Here is a 16,088-nt window from a genome sequence, read left to right on the forward strand (position 1 = left end):
ATTTAGCATGACTGATCAGCGGCAAATTTTTTTACACGGCCCTCTGGGTCGTAGGCAGTTTCGTGAAGTACTTGGCGGGTTAATGGCGGGTCTATTACTCCGTCCAGAGCCTATATGGCTAGTGTCACCCTGGCTGAGTGACTTTCCTGTTCTGGACAACTGTTCCGGGCAGTGGGATGCACTTGAACCTGGTTGGGGTAGTAGAGAGGTTGGTTTTAATGAGGTATTGGCGCGAGCAGTTAACGGTGGTTGCCGGTTGCGGATTGTAACCAGAGACGACGTTCACAGTCGTCGGTTTGTCCAACAACTGAGCGGTCGCTTGGTTGCCGATCAAGATTTTTGTTACCAGTATAGTGATCAGGTTCATACTAAAGGCCTGCTTACTAAAAATTGTTTTTTGAAGGGTTCAATGAACTACACTTGGAGCGGTACAAATCGCAACGACGAGCACGTCATGTTGACAAATAATCCGCAGATAATTTCCGAAGCGCTACTGGAGTTTGAAGATTATTACCGCTTCGAGGCATGTTCATGAGCGAAGTGCCGGCCTGGTTGCAACCGTTTTTCTCGGTCGATAATAAGATCGATCCAGAAAAAGTAATTGCCGGAAAATACCCGCAACCGCATCAGCGTTTGTTGGAACCTTTGCTGGAAAGTGCTTGTGCCGGGAAGTGGCCTCTATTGTTGCCGTACAGTCGACCTCCGGAATTATGTTTCTACGCAGCGGCTGAGGACGGCCGAGCGCTGGAGGAGTTACGTCAGGTACTTTCGGCGTTCTTAGGAACGGCGGGTACCGCTCCTGTGTATGGTCTTATCAGCACTCCAAGTAATGAGGGACAAAGTGCATTGCTAGCGCGTTCACCCGCAGGGTTGCTGCGTATTGACTTGCTGGACGGGGTAGGTGAGCAGCAGAAGCATCGAATATTTACAGTGCTTGCTAATGTGCTGCAGTTGTATCGTCAACGTCCCGCACTTATGTCATTGGCTAAACGGCCAATAGGTCGAGTTCTGCGTGATTTCATGTTGGCCTACCGACTACATGATGGCGAAAATGCTTGGCGCTTTTACGGCGAGCTTAAGAACTCGGGAGGTTTCAGTCCGCCTAACCTGCTATCGTTAGAGTTGCAGGCATTGGCTTCAGCAGACCGTTGGCAGGACATTATTAACCATCCACGTTTGCCCAGTCTACTCGGCGGTCGTATACCGTTACGGCTAGTTCGCGTAATGCTTCGAGCGCTGGGGCATCTGGGACTTAATCGGCTGCTTATTACTGATGTGATAGCCGGGGAAAGCAGGGTTGAGTTGGCTGATTTGTGCTTCCCGTTAAACCCGCTATTCATGTCAGTTCCGCTGTTTGAGGTTCACGAAAGCTTTAAGCAAGACTGGCAGTTGTGGATTGCTGGTGCCGCTGTGTTGGGGAATGTACAGATTCAGCAGCATGCGCCCGTTTTTGTCGATTCGGACTGGTTAAGTAAACTACTACATTGGGCAGGATCAGTTCAGGTAGTTGAACCTGAGGTTGATATACAGACGGTGGTCGGTGAGTCGAAAGGTCAGAGGGAGGGGCCTGGAGCGGTACAAGCGTTACTGCAGCGATCGCTGGATGTGTCATTAGGTGAATTGCAGCAATTGTGGAAACAGTTGCAGGCCATGCCTGTGTCTTGGTTTGAACCGCTGCAGTCATTTCCTATGATGACTGCAATTTGGCAAGATATGCAGAAGCGCTTTTCTAAAGAACAGCTAGGCGGTTGGGATAGTTGGTTTCAGCGCTTGGATGATGCTGAATCGCTAGATGGTGGGCTGGAGCGTGAGGCACAAGAGTACTGCGAAAATTGGACAGTTGAATCCTTTAGCGCGGAAAAGTTGCTTCACTGTATCCAGGCCGGATCGCCTGCTGGGCAGGCTGTTCTTCGTAACACGCTGCCGCTGCTTCTGGATTGGTTGGAGGAGCGGGACCTGACTTGCCGAGGAATTCTCTGGTTAGAACTGTTAGAGTTGCTAGCCCTTGATTCCATAGTCAATCCAGCATTGCTGTCACTGGCCGCGCAACTGACACAGTTGATGTTAGCGCAACCGTTCACCGTCGATGAATATACGAGGTTGATCGACGCGATATTAATGCTGTGGGAGGTCAATAAAGGGCCTGAAGCGTATTCCAAAATGCTGGAGTCGGTGGATGTGCTACTGGATGCGCCCTGCCCAGTTGAGCCATTGCGTCGCCAGGTCTGGCAAGCGCTACAGGATTTCGCGTCAAAACATTGGAGACAAATTAAAGATCCAGCGGTACGCCAGTTGACCTTTGTGCTAATGCGAGAAATTCTTGAGGTCGGTGAGTCAACTCCAGACTTTACCGATAACAAAGACTCTAACTCAGATACCGACTCAGCGATAAGATCAGTCCCTGACTTACAAGGAAAATTGTTGGCTATCTACACCCTCACAGAGGGGGCCGCGCGTCGCGCCAGGGATGTACTGGAAATTATTTTTAAAGGGCTCAAGGTTGAGATCAATAGCGATCATTCATCTACGCCAGCCTTGTGCCATCTAGCTAAAACCGCAGATTATTTTGTATTCTCATCTCGCAGTTCAAAACATCAGGCGTTCTATCCTGTGATTAGTGTAAGAAAAGATATTATCTATCCGCATGGTAAGGGGGCTTCAAGCATCATTCGTGAGTTTATAGAGGGGGTGGGGCGGAAGTCTATTTAGGTGTTGGAGTATTATGGACTTAATGATTTTGAAACAGGTCATTATTTCCTCCAGCGCAAAACGCAGCGGTCACCACTGAGGCGGCGCTCCACCATCACGGCGCAGAGGCTGGGTACTGAATCTTCGAGTTGCTTACGGATAAAAGCACACAGGTTTTCGATTGTGGCCGGCCCCAGATCTTGCACCTCGTCAAGTAGCCGGTGATCAAGCATCTCGCGAACACGTGCAATCTCGCTTCGTAGGTAGCCTAGGTCAATTAGCATGCCGGAGGTGGCATCTGGCTGGCCTGCGACGGTTACCTCCGCTTCATAGGTATGCCCATGGATGCGGCGACTGCTTTCGGTCTCTATGCCACGATTCAATGTATGGGCAGCCTCAAAGTAGAACCGCTGCGACAATTCGCAAACCGTGTTGCTATTCGAGTTAAGCATGGACTCAGCGGCGGGCGAAGGGGACGGAGGGGCAATTGGAGGTGTGGACATCAGCGGATCTCCAATATTTTGTGTGTTTGCACGGACAGTCGCCACTTGGTATTGGCTTGACAATAGGCAATTGCGGATCGAGTGTTTTGCCGTTGCAATGGACCATCCATTGGTTGTAATAGGTAGTACTCGAAGTCAGTGGCGGTAATGGTGTCGGGCAGCAACCCCGGTTGTGGGTAGACGAGTTTCAATTCGTCACCGCTTTGCTGTACCCACTCTGTGCCAGCCTTGGGGCTGACACAGATCCAGTCGATACCGGCAGGCGCTGCGATGGTCCCATTTGTCTCAACCGCTACCTCGAAATCTTGGTTATGAAGTGCGTTGATCAGGTCCTCATCGACCTGTAGCAACGGTTCACCTCCTGTGAGCACGACATAACGGTGCGCTTGGCCAACTGGCCACTGCGAGCTAATCCGCTCGCCCAAGGCCTCCGCGCTCAGGTACTTACCTCCCGAGGTTCCGTTTGTACCAACAAAATCGGTGTCACAGAACTGGCATACCGCTTGGGAGCGGTCGGCTTCCCGGCCGCTCCAGAGATTGCACCCCGCAAAGCGACAGAATACAGCTGGCCGGCCCGCTCGAAGCCCTTCTCCTTGCAAGGTGTAGAAAATTTCCTTAACGCTGTAGGTCATACGTCGTTATCCCGCTGGAATGCCTCGAAGCCGTTTCGGCGCAACTCGCAAGCTGGGCAGTCATTGCACCCGTATCCCCACTCATGTCGACGCTGACGGTCGCCTAGGTAACAGGTGTGGGTTTCCTCCTGAACAAACTCGACAAAGCCAAGCCCGCCAACGTCTTTAGCCAAGTCCCATGTCTGCTTCTTATCCAGCCACATCAAGGGTGTCTCGATAACCAACGGTAAATCCATGCCAAGGCCGAGAGACACCTGCAGCGACTTCAGCGTGTTGTCTCGACAGTCTGGATAGCCTGAGTAATCCGTTTCACACATTCCGCCCACTAGTACGCTAAGTCCTCGTCGATACGCGATGGCGGCAGCAAAGGTGAAGAACAGCAGATTGCGCCCAGGGACAAAAGTGTTGGGAAGCCCGTTCTTCTCAAATTCTATTGTCTTCTCGGCTGTCATCGCCGTATCGCTGATCTGGCCGAGTAATTTAAGATCAAGTACGTGATCATCGCCAAGTCGCTTAGCCCAGTTCGGGAATCTGTTACGTATCTCCAGCAAGATATTTATCCGGCACTGGAGTTCTATTTCGTGCCTCTGGCCATAATCAAAGCCAATAGTCTCAACGTACTCGTAGCGCTCTAGCGCCCAGGCAAGGCAGGTTGTGGAGTCTTGCCCGCCTGAAAATAAAACTAAGGCTTTTTTATGCATATTCCCATCCTCAGAACCGGGCGTGTACTTAGCGACGCTTCAGTTCGTGCTTAAGCTTTTCGGTCAGGTACTTCGTAAGTAGTCCGATATCAGTAGGGGTGTTTTGGATACCGTTCCAGGGGCGTTGGTCAGTTTCTGAAATATGCCATTCACCACTTGTCCATGCGGTGTGAGGTTTCAAAAGTCTGAGGCCTTTGATGAACTCTTCTTTGCTGGCCGAACCTTGCTCGGAGTAAAGCATTTCCATAACGAAACTCAACGATACTAGGCCCGCCCCGTGCTTCAAACGTGAGTTTCTGGGAGCTAGTCCTTCCCACTCCGATCTGAAAACCACGCGCACTGCGTGAAAGAAATTGTTGATAAGTTCGATGCTGCGCCCCTCAAAGTCATCAAATTTCATGAAGCTACGAATGGCGCCATCGTTAGCAGAGTTCATTACGAACTTCTGCATCGCCATGTCGCTTAAAACTCCCTTGGGGTTTGTATGTTGCTTGATCTCGCCGAACAGAGAGGAGTTCGGCAAGAAGTTTAATAAATCAATAATGTGAGCTGCGAATTTGCGACTGGTGAATCGTTCGGGTAAGCCGTCAACAGTTGGTAGAAGTTCATAAATCAGTGACTTTGGAAGCGGTCGCGTATTGTTAACAAGCACAAACTGTTGTCGTAATTCGTTGTAGTCTTTACAAATCAATGCAGATACGAACACCTGGAACCCAGGCTTTTCCATCGTCGCAAGGGCACTGAGTCGTTGTTGGCCATCAACCACAAAGCCTGGCTTGGAATCAGTAGTCTCAATGACGATTTCTACGATGCCTTCGCCGAGGTCTTTAATTGTGACTCCATCTAGAAAGGCTAAGATGATCGCGTTAGGGAGCAATGCATCATCGCGTTGAAGGTAGTCGCGAATATCTCTAATGTGCGAGGCCACCTGGTGGCGCTGAAAACCCTTAAGATGACCGTCTTCATTGCGTCCGACTCTCTCAATTTCAGAAAATTCTAAAATGTCATTTGGAGTGGCCGCGAAAGAAAATACGTCATGCCCGGATGCCTGTTGGGCGCGCACACCCTTGAATCGATAGATCATTGTTTCGAAGATTCCAGAGTTTTCTGAAGGTGGCGGTGATAAACGCCCAGGTTGTGAAACCCGCGTCTTTTGTTTCTGTTACTTGCTCTAAATATAATGGTTTCGATGCCAGTTGACTGGCAAATCGAGCACTGGCATTTTTGCCACGGCTTATCTCTCAGTGTGGGTGAGATCAGCCGGATATGTTTTGCTATTTCTTTTTCCATTTCTGCTGGTGATGATATCGATCCCGACAGTGTTAGCCGGAGATAGTCGACTAGCACTCCTAGGGTTGAGTCAAAGTCGAGCAGGCCTTTGTCGTACTCACGGATTGCTGATAGTGCCAATCTTTCTTTTTCTTGTAGTTCTTCTGCGCTTAGCGTGCCTTTTTTTATTCCCTGCATAAGGCGTGGATTTTCAATGGCCTGAGGGATGCGGATGGCGGTGTAATAATCCAGTTTGCTTGTTGTGGTGCCCATGTAATAGTTGCATTTTGCATCTTTGAATGCGCGTATGAGGGGGGACGTTGAGTCAAAACTGGTAATGCCATATCCAGTGAATTCATGTATGTTTTCGGCTTTGGCAAAGCCCAAGAGATGAATATTTGTTTCTGGCTTAAGAATCGCACGAAGCGCTTTCAGAACTTCATGAATTTGATCGACCTTTAGAGGAACTAGTCCCCCGATTGCCAAGTAGCGATATCCCATCTCTTCAAGTTGTTTGGCAGCGCTCGCCATGCTCTGTGGAGACCAACCCTGCACTGCCCCTAGAGGCTCAAAGGGCCATCCCGCATCTTTCACCAGGCGCAGAAATTCTTGCGCATTTTTTAGTGTGATTTCGTATCGAAACAGCACATCTTCCGACTGACTCTCCGCTGGAGGATTGCTGGAGTCGCAGTCGAATATAATGTGGTCCGGCGAGCAACCGTGGGTGAATCCTGCATCTGAGTAGAACTCTACTACCTCGCTTGGGCTATACGCAGGGGTCGGATGCTCTACATAGGCGAAAGCCCCACAGTCGCCCAAAACCATAGTGTCTTTGAACTGGACGCCATCGAGTCGTAGAAATTTACGCACACCCTCTCTCAGGAAACGCTGCTGTTCGGAAGTTGAATACCGAACCTTTGAGTTAGCGACCCCATTTGCGGGCCGCACAGCGCTCATCGAAACCAAGAGTCCGTCATAAGGGATAGGGGACATCATTTCGTGCGCATAACGGTCATCCCAGTATCTCTTACGGCCCGGCGCATTTCGATCGTTGATGAAGTCGTAGTCCGGGTCTACATAGTCTTGGGTGTCGGCGTATAAGAATTTCATTGGTGAGCGCTGGTCATATAGAGGCGGATCAAGGTCTCTTGCAGTACCTTGATATCTTGGGGGGTGCTTTGGATTTCATTCCACTGGGCATTAATAATCGGCCACTGACCTGATGTCCATGCACAGTAGGGGGCGACTCTGCTCAGTTCATTCAGTATGGCGTCGTAGGTCTCGCGCTGCCCTCCGATTTTGGCGTAGATCCGATCCATAAGGACGCCCATGGCAATTACCCCTGCAGAGTGCATGAGGCGACTGTTCTTGGATTCAAGTGCCCACGCCTCTGGGAACGTATCGCGGACAGCTCGCCAGAAGGTTGTCAGCAGGTGATACATGGACTCAACGTTAGCTGCACCGTCTCTGCTTGAGGTGTACGGAGCCAATGCCCCCAGCGGATTACTAATGCTGTTCCGGATCATCGTGATGACAGCAGTGTCAGTGATAACTGCTTTGCAATTGTGCTCGGACGACCGCTTAATGAGTTTATAGAAAGGAGAGTTAGGATCACGGCTAAGAAGCCCGCATAACTCAGCCGGAGCTTTGCGAGCACTCAGCTCGCGGGGTAAAAGAATACCGCCCGTCTCTGGCAGTAGTTCATTGATCAGTCGAGTAGGCAAGGGCTTTGCTTTGTTGACCAAAATGAACTGCTCGCGCTGGGTGGTCAGGCTGTCAGATACGAAACCGATCACTGGAACTGGTAGATCTGAATTGGCTGCTTTCGCTAGCGCTATCGAGCGCTGTTGCCCGTCCACGATCCAGGCAGATCTCAAGCCTTCCTCCCTAATAGGGATCGTCAGGGTACCCGCTTGCGAGAGCCCCGCGTCGCCGGTCGGCTTGCTTCCGCGTGCGGCAACGAAGCGTAGGTCCGGAGACAGCGCCAGGATGATTGCGTTGGGGAAGAGCACGTTTCCCTGATTGAGGTACTCGGTAATCCCTTTGACATGGTTTTTAATCTCGGGGCGCTGGAAGCCCTTGAGGGGGCTACTGTCTTCGCGAGAAAGGCGGGTAATGTCAGCAATCCGGACCAGGTCAGATCCTTTGATGAATAATGCGTATACATCAAGGTTGTCGCCTTGAGTGGTGCGTAGTGCACGCACCACAATCGCATTTTCGCTCGTCATGCTTTGCTCTCTATGCTGTCCTGGCATTTGATGTCGCGCCAGATTTTCCGGAAACGCGATTGCTCGCACGAGACTTGGGCCACATCCCTTAGGTAGCGTAACAAGCGGGTGGAACTGCCTTTGTAGTCGGACCACACACACTCGAGCATGTAGGCAATTTCACTGTCCGATGCGCGACGTCGGACAGTCATTTTGGCTGGCGACAAATCATTCATCGCTTCGGAGACGGCCTTCCGAGCGACTTCTGCAGGAGCACTCGACAGTTCAAGAACCTCAACGAAGTGACGCATGGCTCTCTGAGGGAAATCATTGCGAGTGCCTGGTAGTGTTGAGCCTTCAAGTCGTTCGTCATAGGGCATCGCCATGCTTCGCAAGCGACGGGGAAGCATCTCAATGCCTGGGCGCGAAGTGAATATCCTGACCTTGTCGATGTGTGCATCCTCTATTTTTTCGAGGTCTGCAGCTATCAACTGAACGTAGCTTGAAGTGAGTGCGATCAGCGTTAAATCGATGTCTGGATGGCTGACGAGATCAGCTAGGGCGCTTGCTCTTTCACGGGTGCCATTCACGGCTTCCCACCAGTCTGACGCGCGGAGCCCCCATTTTTCGAGGTGTGGGATGATAGAATTCGGATCTTGAGACACAGTCAGGTCGTAGGGCGGACACTTATGATCGCTCTCAACCAACCCTAAGCCGGTCGACGCGAACATTAGCCTCGCTCCCAGCCTCGTAGCGACGCACTTCGCGTCGGAAACGCTCCTACCCAGGTAAAGTGAAGATGCCGTCTGAGTGGCAGGACGCTCGTCGACTCGCTCCTTCCACGCCTGCGCCATAGCTGCAAGCGATGGGAAGCATTCGTCGCTCAGCACCACCGAGGGCAGGCCATCAAGGCGCTTTCGATTGGTGCAGTTGGTAATGATGACGGTTCTCATACGAAAAACTGCAAACCTTTGTGGTGATGGTTCTGCATTTATCTGGGGTTGCTAATTTAGCATTGAATAACTGCTTAGGCCATGAAAATTGTCTGGTTTTTGTGCGTTTAGGTTGGTATAAGGGCCTGAAAAGTGCTGTTGCCCCTCTGTTGGAGGGCGCTCAAAGAAGGAATAGTTTCATTGCTTAAGTTCAGCGCAATCAAGGCCTTACAGAGCCAAAGCCACCAGGTGGTATCGTTTGCGGCGACGGTTGAGCAGATTTTGGCGATCGCTAGCATCGACCGAGTCAAGCGTGATGATCGTGGAATTCTTAATGGATTCCAGCGGCCTCAGGTGTCCAAACACATACGAGAGATCCGCGATTACCTGACTCGTCCAGATGCGGTAATGCCCAATTCAGTGGTGCTAGCGTTCACCGGTGGAGTAAAGGTGGTTGAGGGGACTGGGGCTTATGCAGAAATTGAAGTGGACATTTCATCCGGTCCGCCTGGGTTCGTTGTAGATGGGCAGCAGCGTCTTTCTGCGTTGGCTGGGATCGAAGGAAGTTCGTTCCAGTTACTCGTTTCCGCCCTTGTCTGTAAGAGTCAGGAAGAACTTCGTCGGCAATTTATTCTAGTTAATAATACAAGTCCACTGCCAAAATCTTTGGTTTACGAACTGCTTCCAGGAGTGAGTGGTCTTCCACTTAGAATGACTTCCCGCTCCCGAGCTGCTCGTATCGTGGAAATGCTGAATTATGACGATAGGTCTTCGTTGCAAGGGCAAATAAAGCAGCATACTAACCCTCTGGGCGTATTAGGTGATACTTCGCTTCAAAAGTTGGTGATGAACTCCCTTTCCGACGGTTACTGCCGAGAGGTTATTGAGTTTTCGGGTGGCGAAGATCTTTGTTTTTTAGCTATTAGCGAATTTTTCCAGGCGGTCCAAGAAGTGTTTGGAGATGCTTGGCATGGGCATACGCCAAAAAGTTCGCGCCTCGTCCATAGTGCAGGGATTATCTCTATGGGGTTCGTCATGGAACAGTTGTGTGCTACAGGAGTACCATTGGCTCCAGTGTTTAAGTTAGGCCTGAAAAAACTGCAAGGCTATACTGCTTGGACGTCTGGTTCGGGGGATTGGCTTTTCAAAACTGGCAACCGGCCGTGGAATGGAATCCAAAATCTACATGGTGACATTCATCTCCTGACTGATCATTTGACTAGGGTGCTCAGGAGTTCGGAACTAATAGCTAGTTGAAGAGTAGATGCTGCCAATTTTTGGAGGTGTTATGACTGTGTTAAAGTCCTCAAGTAAATCTGCAGCACTGGACAGTGAAGTCAGTGTAAAGGAATTCTCAGAGCTTATTCTTCATTTGTCCATGGCTTTTCAGGAGGCACTGAGAAGGCTGGCAGGGCAAGATGCGGCTTTCCCTTCCGAAGGTTATGGTATGTTGACTGAGGCGTATGGCTTGCGGGCGCGTGCGAACATTCTCTACTTGACTCCTTCCACGCATGTGGTTCAAGGTTTGAATTTTACTCAAACGACTATGCTCGAGAAGTTTGAGGAAGTATTGAGTTGCCTTGGTAATGTAACTGATTTGCATGTCGTTAACTCTATGTTGGTTTCGGTGCTTACTATTGCTTCAGCATTGGGTGATGGGCGAGCTAAAGTTGTAGAGTTCTTGTTCGATAATTTGTGTTGTGATCTTGATTCATGGAAGGCTTGATGCGGCGAGTTGCAGGTGTTCTTGAGGGTTCATATGGTCTTGCTGGCGGCGAAGACTCCACTTTGACTCTTCGTTTGAGTGTGGCTAAATCAAGCATACTCAAGTGCTTTAAGTCATAGGAGTTTCTTTCGGTCTTTGCCTAGGCGTTTGCACACCAGTCGGGCAGTGAGCCGATAATAGTAGTGGCTGTGATCGGAATGATTCTGCAGGTTTTGAGTAAGAAACCAGCGTAAATGTTTGAGTTGCCAAGTCCAAGGATTGTCTCGCTGCCATCTCCGTTGGATGGCGGCCTGCATGATTCGCGCTTGCCGTAGATGTCGTTGCTGGGTGCTCTTCGAGCCGCCCAATACTCCGCTGAGGAACAGCGCCATATCAAAGGGTTTGCTCATGATCGGCCACCAATGTAGGCCGACACTACATCAATCCGGTAGTGTCCAAGTTCAAGGCTGATCTGTTGACGCGCCCACTGATCAAGATCGCGGTCGATGCGGTAGCTGTGGTCATCATTGACTGGTGCAGCACGGCTGGTGAGTTGCGCGTAACGTTCGCAAGCGTAGGCCGCGCGCAGTTCATGAAAGCCCTTTATACCGTGCTTGTGCAGAATTTCGCGAGCGGGGAGCACCGTCCGTTGTAAGAACGCGGCGTAGGTTTCGGCCCGGTGTAGTAAGTTGTGGCTGCCGGTCGGCGATGCGTTGCGCGCCAATTGGAGTGATGCTTTGACCCCTTCATTGGCTATGATCCAACGCGGCGCCGATGCCCCGCTTCGCCCGCCTTTGGTGCCTTCCTGGATATTGATGCGACCAAGCGACTCGGCCTCGTGGTGCAAGCGCGGCAGGTTCGCCAGGATCGCTTCGCGCAGGCGCATACCGGTAGTCCGGGCCAACATGATGATAGCGGCCACCCGCTCGTGTTGGTGTTCCACCAGCGACAGCGCCACTCGCTGTACGTCCTGATAATCTTGGCCGTCCGGCACACGGGTGCGCACGTTGGAGCGGTGTTGTCCCAGCGCCTGGCTTGGGCTGATGACTCTCACGTCCTGATCACCGCGCAGCGCGGCGAGGGTTCGGTTAACGCTGCTCAGGCGGTTTTGCGCGGTGGCGATGCACAGTTCGCCTTGCTGGATCTGCTGGCGCAGGTATGCGACGTAGTCCTCCAGCATCTGTCGATCAATCTGGCGTGCATCGTTGTAACCGGGGCCGTCCTCTGACCGACACCAGCGCACGAAGGCTTGCCAGCGATCGCTGTGTGCTTTCACGGTGGCGAAATGACCGCCGGCAAACAGATCCTCCAGTGCTTGCCGACCGGCGTAGCTCAGCTGGCGACCGTAGCCAAAGTTGCGACCGTCACGCCGTCCGACCAGTGCCATTGTCTTTACCTTGATCGTTGGTTTGTAGGAGCAGCAGTAGGGCTTTCCAGTGGGGACCGATGCTGTCCAACTGTCCCCAGTGTGCTGGGCGGATGAGAAGGGCGTTTTCGCTGCGTTGCAGCGAAGCTCCTTCTTCTTGCAACTGCTCGATAAGCCGAGCGAGGTCGATGGACTCGGATGTTGGAGTGGCGACAGCGGCGACACTGGCGACATCCCTCGCCGCATCTGGATTGGCACGTGGCGACAAAGTGGTGGCCGTGGCGGCGACACTCCGTAACTCGGTCGGCAAGCAATGTTGCGCCCGATAGCGGCGCACGGCGTCATTGAGTCGGAACATGGCGCACCTCGAATATGTCCCCGTCATTGTCCAGCCAGTTATGGGCAACCAGTTGCTGCAATAACTCGAAGGTGTGCCGCGTGCTTTTACGGGCAAAGCGGGGGCCGTTGCGCGTAAGGTCGCGCAGGCGAAACGGTGGCCAGTTCTTCTTTATCAACCAGCGCAGCAGGCAATCAGCCTCTGCGCGAAGCTTATTCAGTGGTTCCTGTTCAGTCAGGCGTTGGTTCTCGGCCAGGTAGTAATCCATCAGCGTGGAGGCGCGCTGAATGTGCATGTCTTCCAATACAGTCGATTCCTCAACCACCGCCATCACACCAGCCATGCGTAGTACGTTCGCGGCGGCTTTGCTCGCTGCAGCTTGGACGTTGACCAGCTCGCCAAACTCCCCTGACTCGCATTCAATTGTGTCGTGAATGGCAATCCATGCTTCACGGGCGCGTGGGCTCAACTCTATGACCGCATGTGTGAGGCCACCATCTGTCTGCCTTGACCAAGGCTTCTGCATCAGCGCGGCAATGCGCTGCTGGTACAGGTGCACCTTTGGATCTCGGGTCAGGTCGATGGCTTTGTACAGTCGTTGTCCAACCAGACGCTCTGGCCAACTGATCAGACAGCGTCCCAGGATGCCCTGGTCTTTGATATCAGCGTCCTGCAGCAAGCGGTCCGCCAGGCGGGGTTGAAGCATCAAGTGCATGCTGAGGCGGCGATCGTAGGCACGCAGACTTTCTCCAGTCATCGCGCGCGACCGATCAATCGGGCTACCGTCCCACAGCGTCGACAAATGAGTGATCGCCTTGATCATGTTGTCCTTGCTCATGGTGCTACCGCCCAAAAACTGCCCGCCCTCATCGCTGAACAGCCCCATGCTGGGCAAGCCGTGGCACAGGCTTTTGACCAGGCTTTCAATGGTCGGCTCAGCAGTGAGCAGTCTTGGTTGGACAGGTTCAGGTTGGGCGTCCAGCGCTAGCTGTGCTGACTTTTTCGAGATCGGTGACTTCGCGGTGAGGCTCATTGCAGCTCGGTGCGCCTTGAGCTGTTCGCCATAAGCGATCCACTGCTGCCTTTCCCAGTCGCATACGGCCTGCAACGCAACATGGTCCACTGCGCTTTTGCGATCGCCCGAGCAAGCCACTGTCAGCAAGTGCAGCGACAACGGATAGATTCGGCCGTCGAGGTGAACATTGGCGTGCGCCTGGCTCGCCAAAGCTGCCGTGGCTAGAACAGATTGCGCGGCCATGGCGCAGGGCACGCCGATCACATCGGCCATGCGTTCCACGGCAGGCCCCAACAGATCTGGGGTAGGGGCGTAATCTGCTGTTCCCACAAGGGGCGTGGTGGCCCTTGTACTTCGCGCAGTTGCATAGACGTCCTCCATAAATTACCGATCTCTCCCTCACATCATCCCGCCAAGAATGCTTAGTGTTATCAGGGATCAAGGCCCGTGCGACCTGTGAGGGTGTCCACTGATGCGGAACTGGCGGCTCCTTACGACCAAGAGCTAGGGCATCTCATGATCTGGCCTCCTGAGCACCGATAGCGGTGGGCGGGCGGAGGCTGCATTGGCTGACGAGACCAGTGCCGCGAGATCCTGAGCTGGGTGCAAGCAGAACTGCGATGACAGTGGATATACGATTGTCAGTCAGGTGCAGTCAATTCCCTGGTCTGCGGCATCATCATCTACAGTTGTTGCTGGTTACATCGGCGTTTGTCACGGGGGGGGAATGCCGCAAAGCCTTGTGTGATCAAGGCTGCAGCAGTGTTCGAAGTGCCCGTCTCTGTCCAGAGAAAGAGACGGGCACAGGTTGGCGCAAGATTCGGCCAAGCGGATAGGTTGCTGCAGGGCAGCTAGGTAATGGGTAGCTGGCGCACGATGGCCATGAGGTTAGAGAGCACCCAACACCGAGGAAGCTGTCGGATGCTGATCGCCCTTGGAAGAACCACCGCATCGAGTGGGATGGGTATTGAAGACTTTGGTACCTGGGTACCGCCAATGGCAGCGCTTGTATTGGCCCGATAGGGGTAGTGGAAAACACGGGGAGCAACTTGGCGAAGCTAGCTTCTACTACGGGAGCACGCTTAGCCTGCACAGAGTAGCGCTCAAGTTTTCATCATCCCCAGTTCTGCATCATCGAGCAGGGCCTTTGCCAAGGCGCAAAGGTAGTGCGAGGCCCAGAGCAACTGCGGTTTGTCTTCCATCAGCCCGTCGATGCTCAGGTCGCGGGCATAGCCCATCAGTTCAGAGGCCTGCTCGCGGGCGGCCTGGCATGGGATGCCGGCTGCGATGCGGAAAAGGGCGTGGGTCTGGTTTTCGCCTTGGAAGAAGGTGGTTTTGCCGACGGTGAATTTGGTTTCTTCGGTGGTCACTGTTTGATCTCCCTGAAGTCGTAGTCGCCTGGCCTAGCCCTATCGCCGGCAAGCCGGACGCCTACAAGTTCATCGTTGTGCGGGAGAGTCAGGCCAGGCAGGTCATGATGCGGGTCAGTGCAGCGTCTGCGGATCGGTGGATTTCTGGATTTGGACCAGCGCCGCTTCGAGCAATGTGCGTAGCGCCTCGAGCTCGTGCATTGAGGTCATGATCAACAACGACACAGGTGACTTGGGCTGCATCTGCATTGCCTGCTGGGCGACGACTTCGGCGCACAAGGCGTAGTCAGCGGCCATCATCAGTGTGTCTTCCAGGGAGTGGAGTAGGTGGGGTGGATCGGGGACTATCTTCAACATGATTGCTTCCATTTCAGGGCCGTCACCGTCTGCTGTCAAACAGAGGGTGGCAGCTGTACGCGGGTTGACAGACCGGCGGAAACAACAAGTTCCGGCGCACGCAAGCGTGCCCGCACGTACAGCCGCCATAACGACGAACCGTTTTGTTGTTTACCGTCGCGACCTGTCAAAGTCATGCCGTTGATGTGCAACGACGCACCGAGACTAAGACCCTGGAAAAGCGACCGCAACGGAAAACAGGGTTGGAGAGTATCTTTGGGAAATGGACTACAAGAAAGGGGATAAATCTGACTTTTTCGCTGCATTTCGAAACGATCTGTAACGTCAAGCAGGTGCGATCTGATTATTTCAGGCACAAAAAAAGACGCCCGAGGGCGTCTTCTTCTTTAGGATTTGGTGGAGCCGGGGGGATTTGAACCCCCGTCCGCCAGTACTCCGCTGTCGGTACTACATGCTTAGCCGTGTCTATTGAGTTAATCCGCAGCCGCCCGACGGGCAGGGTGCTTTGGACGAGTTGGGTAAGTTTTAGTCGCTTTGCCCCCAACGTGCTACACGACGATCCTGTTCTGTATGACAATCATTTCGGGTTTACAGGCATCCCCTGATGATTGCTGGAGCCGAAGCTACCAGGAGAGCGGGCTCAGCTGCTTACGCAGCGAGAGCGTAACCCTCGTAGTTTTCGTCATTGGCAACTATAGAAAGTTGCAACAGTGGATTTACGAGTTCTGTTACCAACTCGGCATGCACCTAGAGTTTCGCTACCGGCGTCGAATCCTAATCGGCCCCACACTCAGCTCTAGCTGACGTACCTTTCGGCACATGCTGCTGAGTATACGCCTTTGCGCGGGCGGCGTCGACAGCCGCTTCTTGCCGCCCGCTCAAAGCTTAGCTTCCGCTGCCACCGGCCGAGCCGCTGCCCTTGTCGGTTTTTTCCAGGCGTTCGAGCACTTTGGTGGAGATGGCGATGCATTCTTTGGTGTCGCCCGACGCCTGCGCAGCCTTGGCC

At 52.9% G+C, this 16,088-nt stretch carries 16 protein-coding genes, 1 other RNA gene and 1 pseudogene; 4 read left to right on the plus strand and 14 right to left on the minus strand.

What is annotated here, in order from left to right; genetic code table 11:
- Positions 1–7 precede the first annotated feature (7 nt).
- Positions 8–535, plus strand: coding sequence for a phospholipase D-like domain-containing protein DpdK (gene dpdK, locus EGJ09_RS07375; RefSeq protein ID WP_125923538.1), 528 nt, complete (start codon positions 8–10; stop codon positions 533–535).
- The gene (gene dpdD / locus EGJ09_RS26625; RefSeq protein WP_218567548.1) at positions 532–2,709 is read left to right on the plus strand and encodes a protein DpdD; all 2,178 of its coding nucleotides are present in this window, start codon (positions 532–534) and stop codon (positions 2,707–2,709) included. The genes dpdK and dpdD overlap by 4 nt, the downstream gene beginning before the upstream one ends.
- A gap of 41 nt (positions 2,710–2,750) precedes the next feature.
- On the opposite strand, the gene EGJ09_RS07385 is transcribed toward dpdD, so the two are convergent.
- The 7 genes from EGJ09_RS07385 to EGJ09_RS07415 are packed head-to-tail and all read right to left on the minus strand — an operon-like array spanning position 2,751 to position 8,731.
- Entirely contained in the window at positions 2,751–3,191 is a 441-nt protein-coding gene (locus EGJ09_RS07385) for a 6-carboxytetrahydropterin synthase (protein ID WP_125923539.1), read from the minus strand.
- A complete protein-coding gene (gene queE / locus EGJ09_RS07390) occupies positions 3,191–3,823 on the minus strand; it encodes a 7-carboxy-7-deazaguanine synthase (RefSeq protein ID WP_125923540.1) in 633 nt (210 codons plus the stop codon). Before queE ends, EGJ09_RS07385 begins: the two co-directional genes overlap by 1 nt.
- Positions 3,820–4,524: a 7-cyano-7-deazaguanine synthase QueC gene (gene queC / locus EGJ09_RS07395; RefSeq protein ID WP_125923541.1), complete on the minus strand. Its 705-nt coding sequence runs from the start codon at positions 4,522–4,524 to the stop codon at positions 3,820–3,822. The genes queE and queC overlap by 4 nt, the downstream gene beginning before the upstream one ends.
- Before the next feature lie 28 nt (positions 4,525–4,552).
- On the minus strand, positions 4,553–5,608 hold the full coding sequence (dbpB, locus tag EGJ09_RS07400) for a DGQHR domain-containing protein DpdB (protein WP_125923542.1): 1,056 nt from the start codon (positions 5,606–5,608) through the stop codon (positions 4,553–4,555).
- Positions 5,605–6,903 (minus strand): tRNA-guanine transglycosylase DpdA, encoded by a 1,299-nt coding sequence (dpdA, locus tag EGJ09_RS07405; RefSeq protein WP_125923543.1) that lies wholly within the window; start codon positions 6,901–6,903, stop codon positions 5,605–5,607. Before dpdA ends, dbpB (EGJ09_RS07400) begins: the two co-directional genes overlap by 4 nt.
- On the minus strand, positions 6,900–8,021 hold the full coding sequence (dbpB, locus tag EGJ09_RS07410) for a DGQHR domain-containing protein DpdB (protein WP_064613856.1): 1,122 nt from the start codon (positions 8,019–8,021) through the stop codon (positions 6,900–6,902). The genes dpdA and dbpB (EGJ09_RS07410) overlap by 4 nt, the downstream gene beginning before the upstream one ends.
- Positions 8,018–8,731, minus strand: a complete 714-nt coding sequence (locus EGJ09_RS07415; RefSeq protein WP_125923544.1) for a hypothetical protein — start codon at positions 8,729–8,731, stop codon at positions 8,018–8,020. The genes dbpB (EGJ09_RS07410) and EGJ09_RS07415 overlap by 4 nt, the downstream gene beginning before the upstream one ends.
- Positions 8,732–9,133: 402 nt before the next feature.
- On the opposite strand from EGJ09_RS07415, the gene dbpB (EGJ09_RS07420) reads away from it, so the two are divergent.
- Together dbpB (EGJ09_RS07420) and EGJ09_RS07425 are read left to right on the plus strand one after the other, a co-directional pair.
- Positions 9,134–10,189, plus strand: coding sequence for a DGQHR domain-containing protein DpdB (dbpB, locus tag EGJ09_RS07420; protein ID WP_218567549.1), 1,056 nt, complete (start codon positions 9,134–9,136; stop codon positions 10,187–10,189).
- A gap of 7 nt (positions 10,190–10,196) precedes the next feature.
- Positions 10,197–10,658 (plus strand): hypothetical protein, encoded by a 462-nt coding sequence (locus EGJ09_RS07425; protein WP_125923545.1) that lies wholly within the window; start codon positions 10,197–10,199, stop codon positions 10,656–10,658.
- 113 nt (positions 10,659–10,771) lie between these two features.
- On the opposite strand, the gene EGJ09_RS07430 is transcribed toward EGJ09_RS07425, so the two are convergent.
- The 7 genes and pseudogenes from EGJ09_RS07430 to ssrA all read right to left on the minus strand — a co-directional run bounded on the left by EGJ09_RS07430 (position 10,772) and on the right by ssrA (position 15,868).
- Positions 10,772–11,047: a hypothetical protein gene (locus EGJ09_RS07430; RefSeq protein ID WP_125923546.1), complete on the minus strand. Its 276-nt coding sequence runs from the start codon at positions 11,045–11,047 to the stop codon at positions 10,772–10,774.
- Complete coding sequence (locus EGJ09_RS07435; protein WP_125923547.1) at positions 11,044–12,024, minus strand: integrase domain-containing protein; 981 nt, start codon at positions 12,022–12,024, stop codon at positions 11,044–11,046. Before EGJ09_RS07435 ends, EGJ09_RS07430 begins: the two co-directional genes overlap by 4 nt.
- The gene (locus EGJ09_RS07440; RefSeq protein WP_125923548.1) at positions 12,002–12,361 is read right to left on the minus strand and encodes a hypothetical protein; all 360 of its coding nucleotides are present in this window, start codon (positions 12,359–12,361) and stop codon (positions 12,002–12,004) included. Before EGJ09_RS07440 ends, EGJ09_RS07435 begins: the two co-directional genes overlap by 23 nt.
- Positions 12,345–13,723: pseudogene (locus EGJ09_RS07445) on the minus strand (YfjI family protein). Before EGJ09_RS07445 ends, EGJ09_RS07440 begins: the two are co-directional and overlap by 17 nt.
- Before the next feature lie 735 nt (positions 13,724–14,458).
- Positions 14,459–14,725, minus strand: coding sequence for a DUF3077 domain-containing protein (locus EGJ09_RS07450; protein ID WP_125923549.1), 267 nt, complete (start codon positions 14,723–14,725; stop codon positions 14,459–14,461).
- A 114-nt stretch (positions 14,726–14,839) separates the two neighbouring features.
- Positions 14,840–15,082 carry a hypothetical protein gene (locus EGJ09_RS07455; RefSeq protein ID WP_125923550.1) on the minus strand — a complete coding sequence of 81 codons (243 nt, stop codon included), beginning with the start codon at positions 15,080–15,082 and terminating at the stop codon, positions 14,840–14,842.
- A gap of 394 nt (positions 15,083–15,476) precedes the next feature.
- Positions 15,477–15,868, minus strand: a transfer-messenger RNA (tmRNA) gene (ssrA, locus tag EGJ09_RS07460).
- Positions 15,869–16,088 lie beyond the last annotated feature (220 nt).

It is taken from the genome of Pseudomonas sp. p106, from assembly GCF_003936645.1.
In the GTDB taxonomy this organism is placed as follows: Bacteria; Pseudomonadota; Gammaproteobacteria; order Pseudomonadales; family Pseudomonadaceae; genus Aquipseudomonas; species Aquipseudomonas putida_E.

What these genes read in the sequence shown, in the direction of transcription:
- dbpB (WP_125923542.1), bottom strand. Translation starts at nt 5,608, where the DNA reads ATGATCTATCGATTCAAGGGTGTGCGCGCCCAACAGGCATCCGGGCAT.
- EGJ09_RS07425 (WP_125923545.1), top strand. Translation starts at nt 10,197, where the DNA reads ATGCTGCCAATTTTTGGAGGTGTTATGACTGTGTTAAAGTCCTCAAGT.
- queC (WP_125923541.1), bottom strand. Translation starts at nt 4,524, where the DNA reads ATGCATAAAAAAGCCTTAGTTTTATTTTCAGGCGGGCAAGACTCCACA.
- queE (WP_125923540.1), bottom strand. Translation starts at nt 3,823, where the DNA reads ATGACCTACAGCGTTAAGGAAATTTTCTACACCTTGCAAGGAGAAGGG.
- EGJ09_RS07415 (WP_125923544.1), bottom strand. Translation starts at nt 8,731, where the DNA reads ATGTTCGCGTCGACCGGCTTAGGGTTGGTTGAGAGCGATCATAAGTGT.
- EGJ09_RS07455 (WP_125923550.1), bottom strand. Translation starts at nt 15,082, where the DNA reads ATGTTGAAGATAGTCCCCGATCCACCCCACCTACTCCACTCCCTGGAA.
- EGJ09_RS07430 (WP_125923546.1), bottom strand. Translation starts at nt 11,047, where the DNA reads ATGAGCAAACCCTTTGATATGGCGCTGTTCCTCAGCGGAGTATTGGGC.
- dpdK (WP_125923538.1), top strand. Translation starts at nt 8, where the DNA reads ATGACTGATCAGCGGCAAATTTTTTTACACGGCCCTCTGGGTCGTAGG.
- EGJ09_RS07435 (WP_125923547.1), bottom strand. Translation starts at nt 12,024, where the DNA reads ATGGCACTGGTCGGACGGCGTGACGGTCGCAACTTTGGCTACGGTCGC.
- dpdA (WP_125923543.1), bottom strand. Translation starts at nt 6,903, where the DNA reads ATGAAATTCTTATACGCCGACACCCAAGACTATGTAGACCCGGACTAC.
- EGJ09_RS07440 (WP_125923548.1), bottom strand. Translation starts at nt 12,361, where the DNA reads ATGTTCCGACTCAATGACGCCGTGCGCCGCTATCGGGCGCAACATTGC.
- dpdD (WP_218567548.1), top strand. Translation starts at nt 532, where the DNA reads ATGAGCGAAGTGCCGGCCTGGTTGCAACCGTTTTTCTCGGTCGATAAT.
- dbpB (WP_064613856.1), bottom strand. Translation starts at nt 8,021, where the DNA reads ATGACGAGCGAAAATGCGATTGTGGTGCGTGCACTACGCACCACTCAA.
- EGJ09_RS07385 (WP_125923539.1), bottom strand. Translation starts at nt 3,191, where the DNA reads ATGTCCACACCTCCAATTGCCCCTCCGTCCCCTTCGCCCGCCGCTGAG.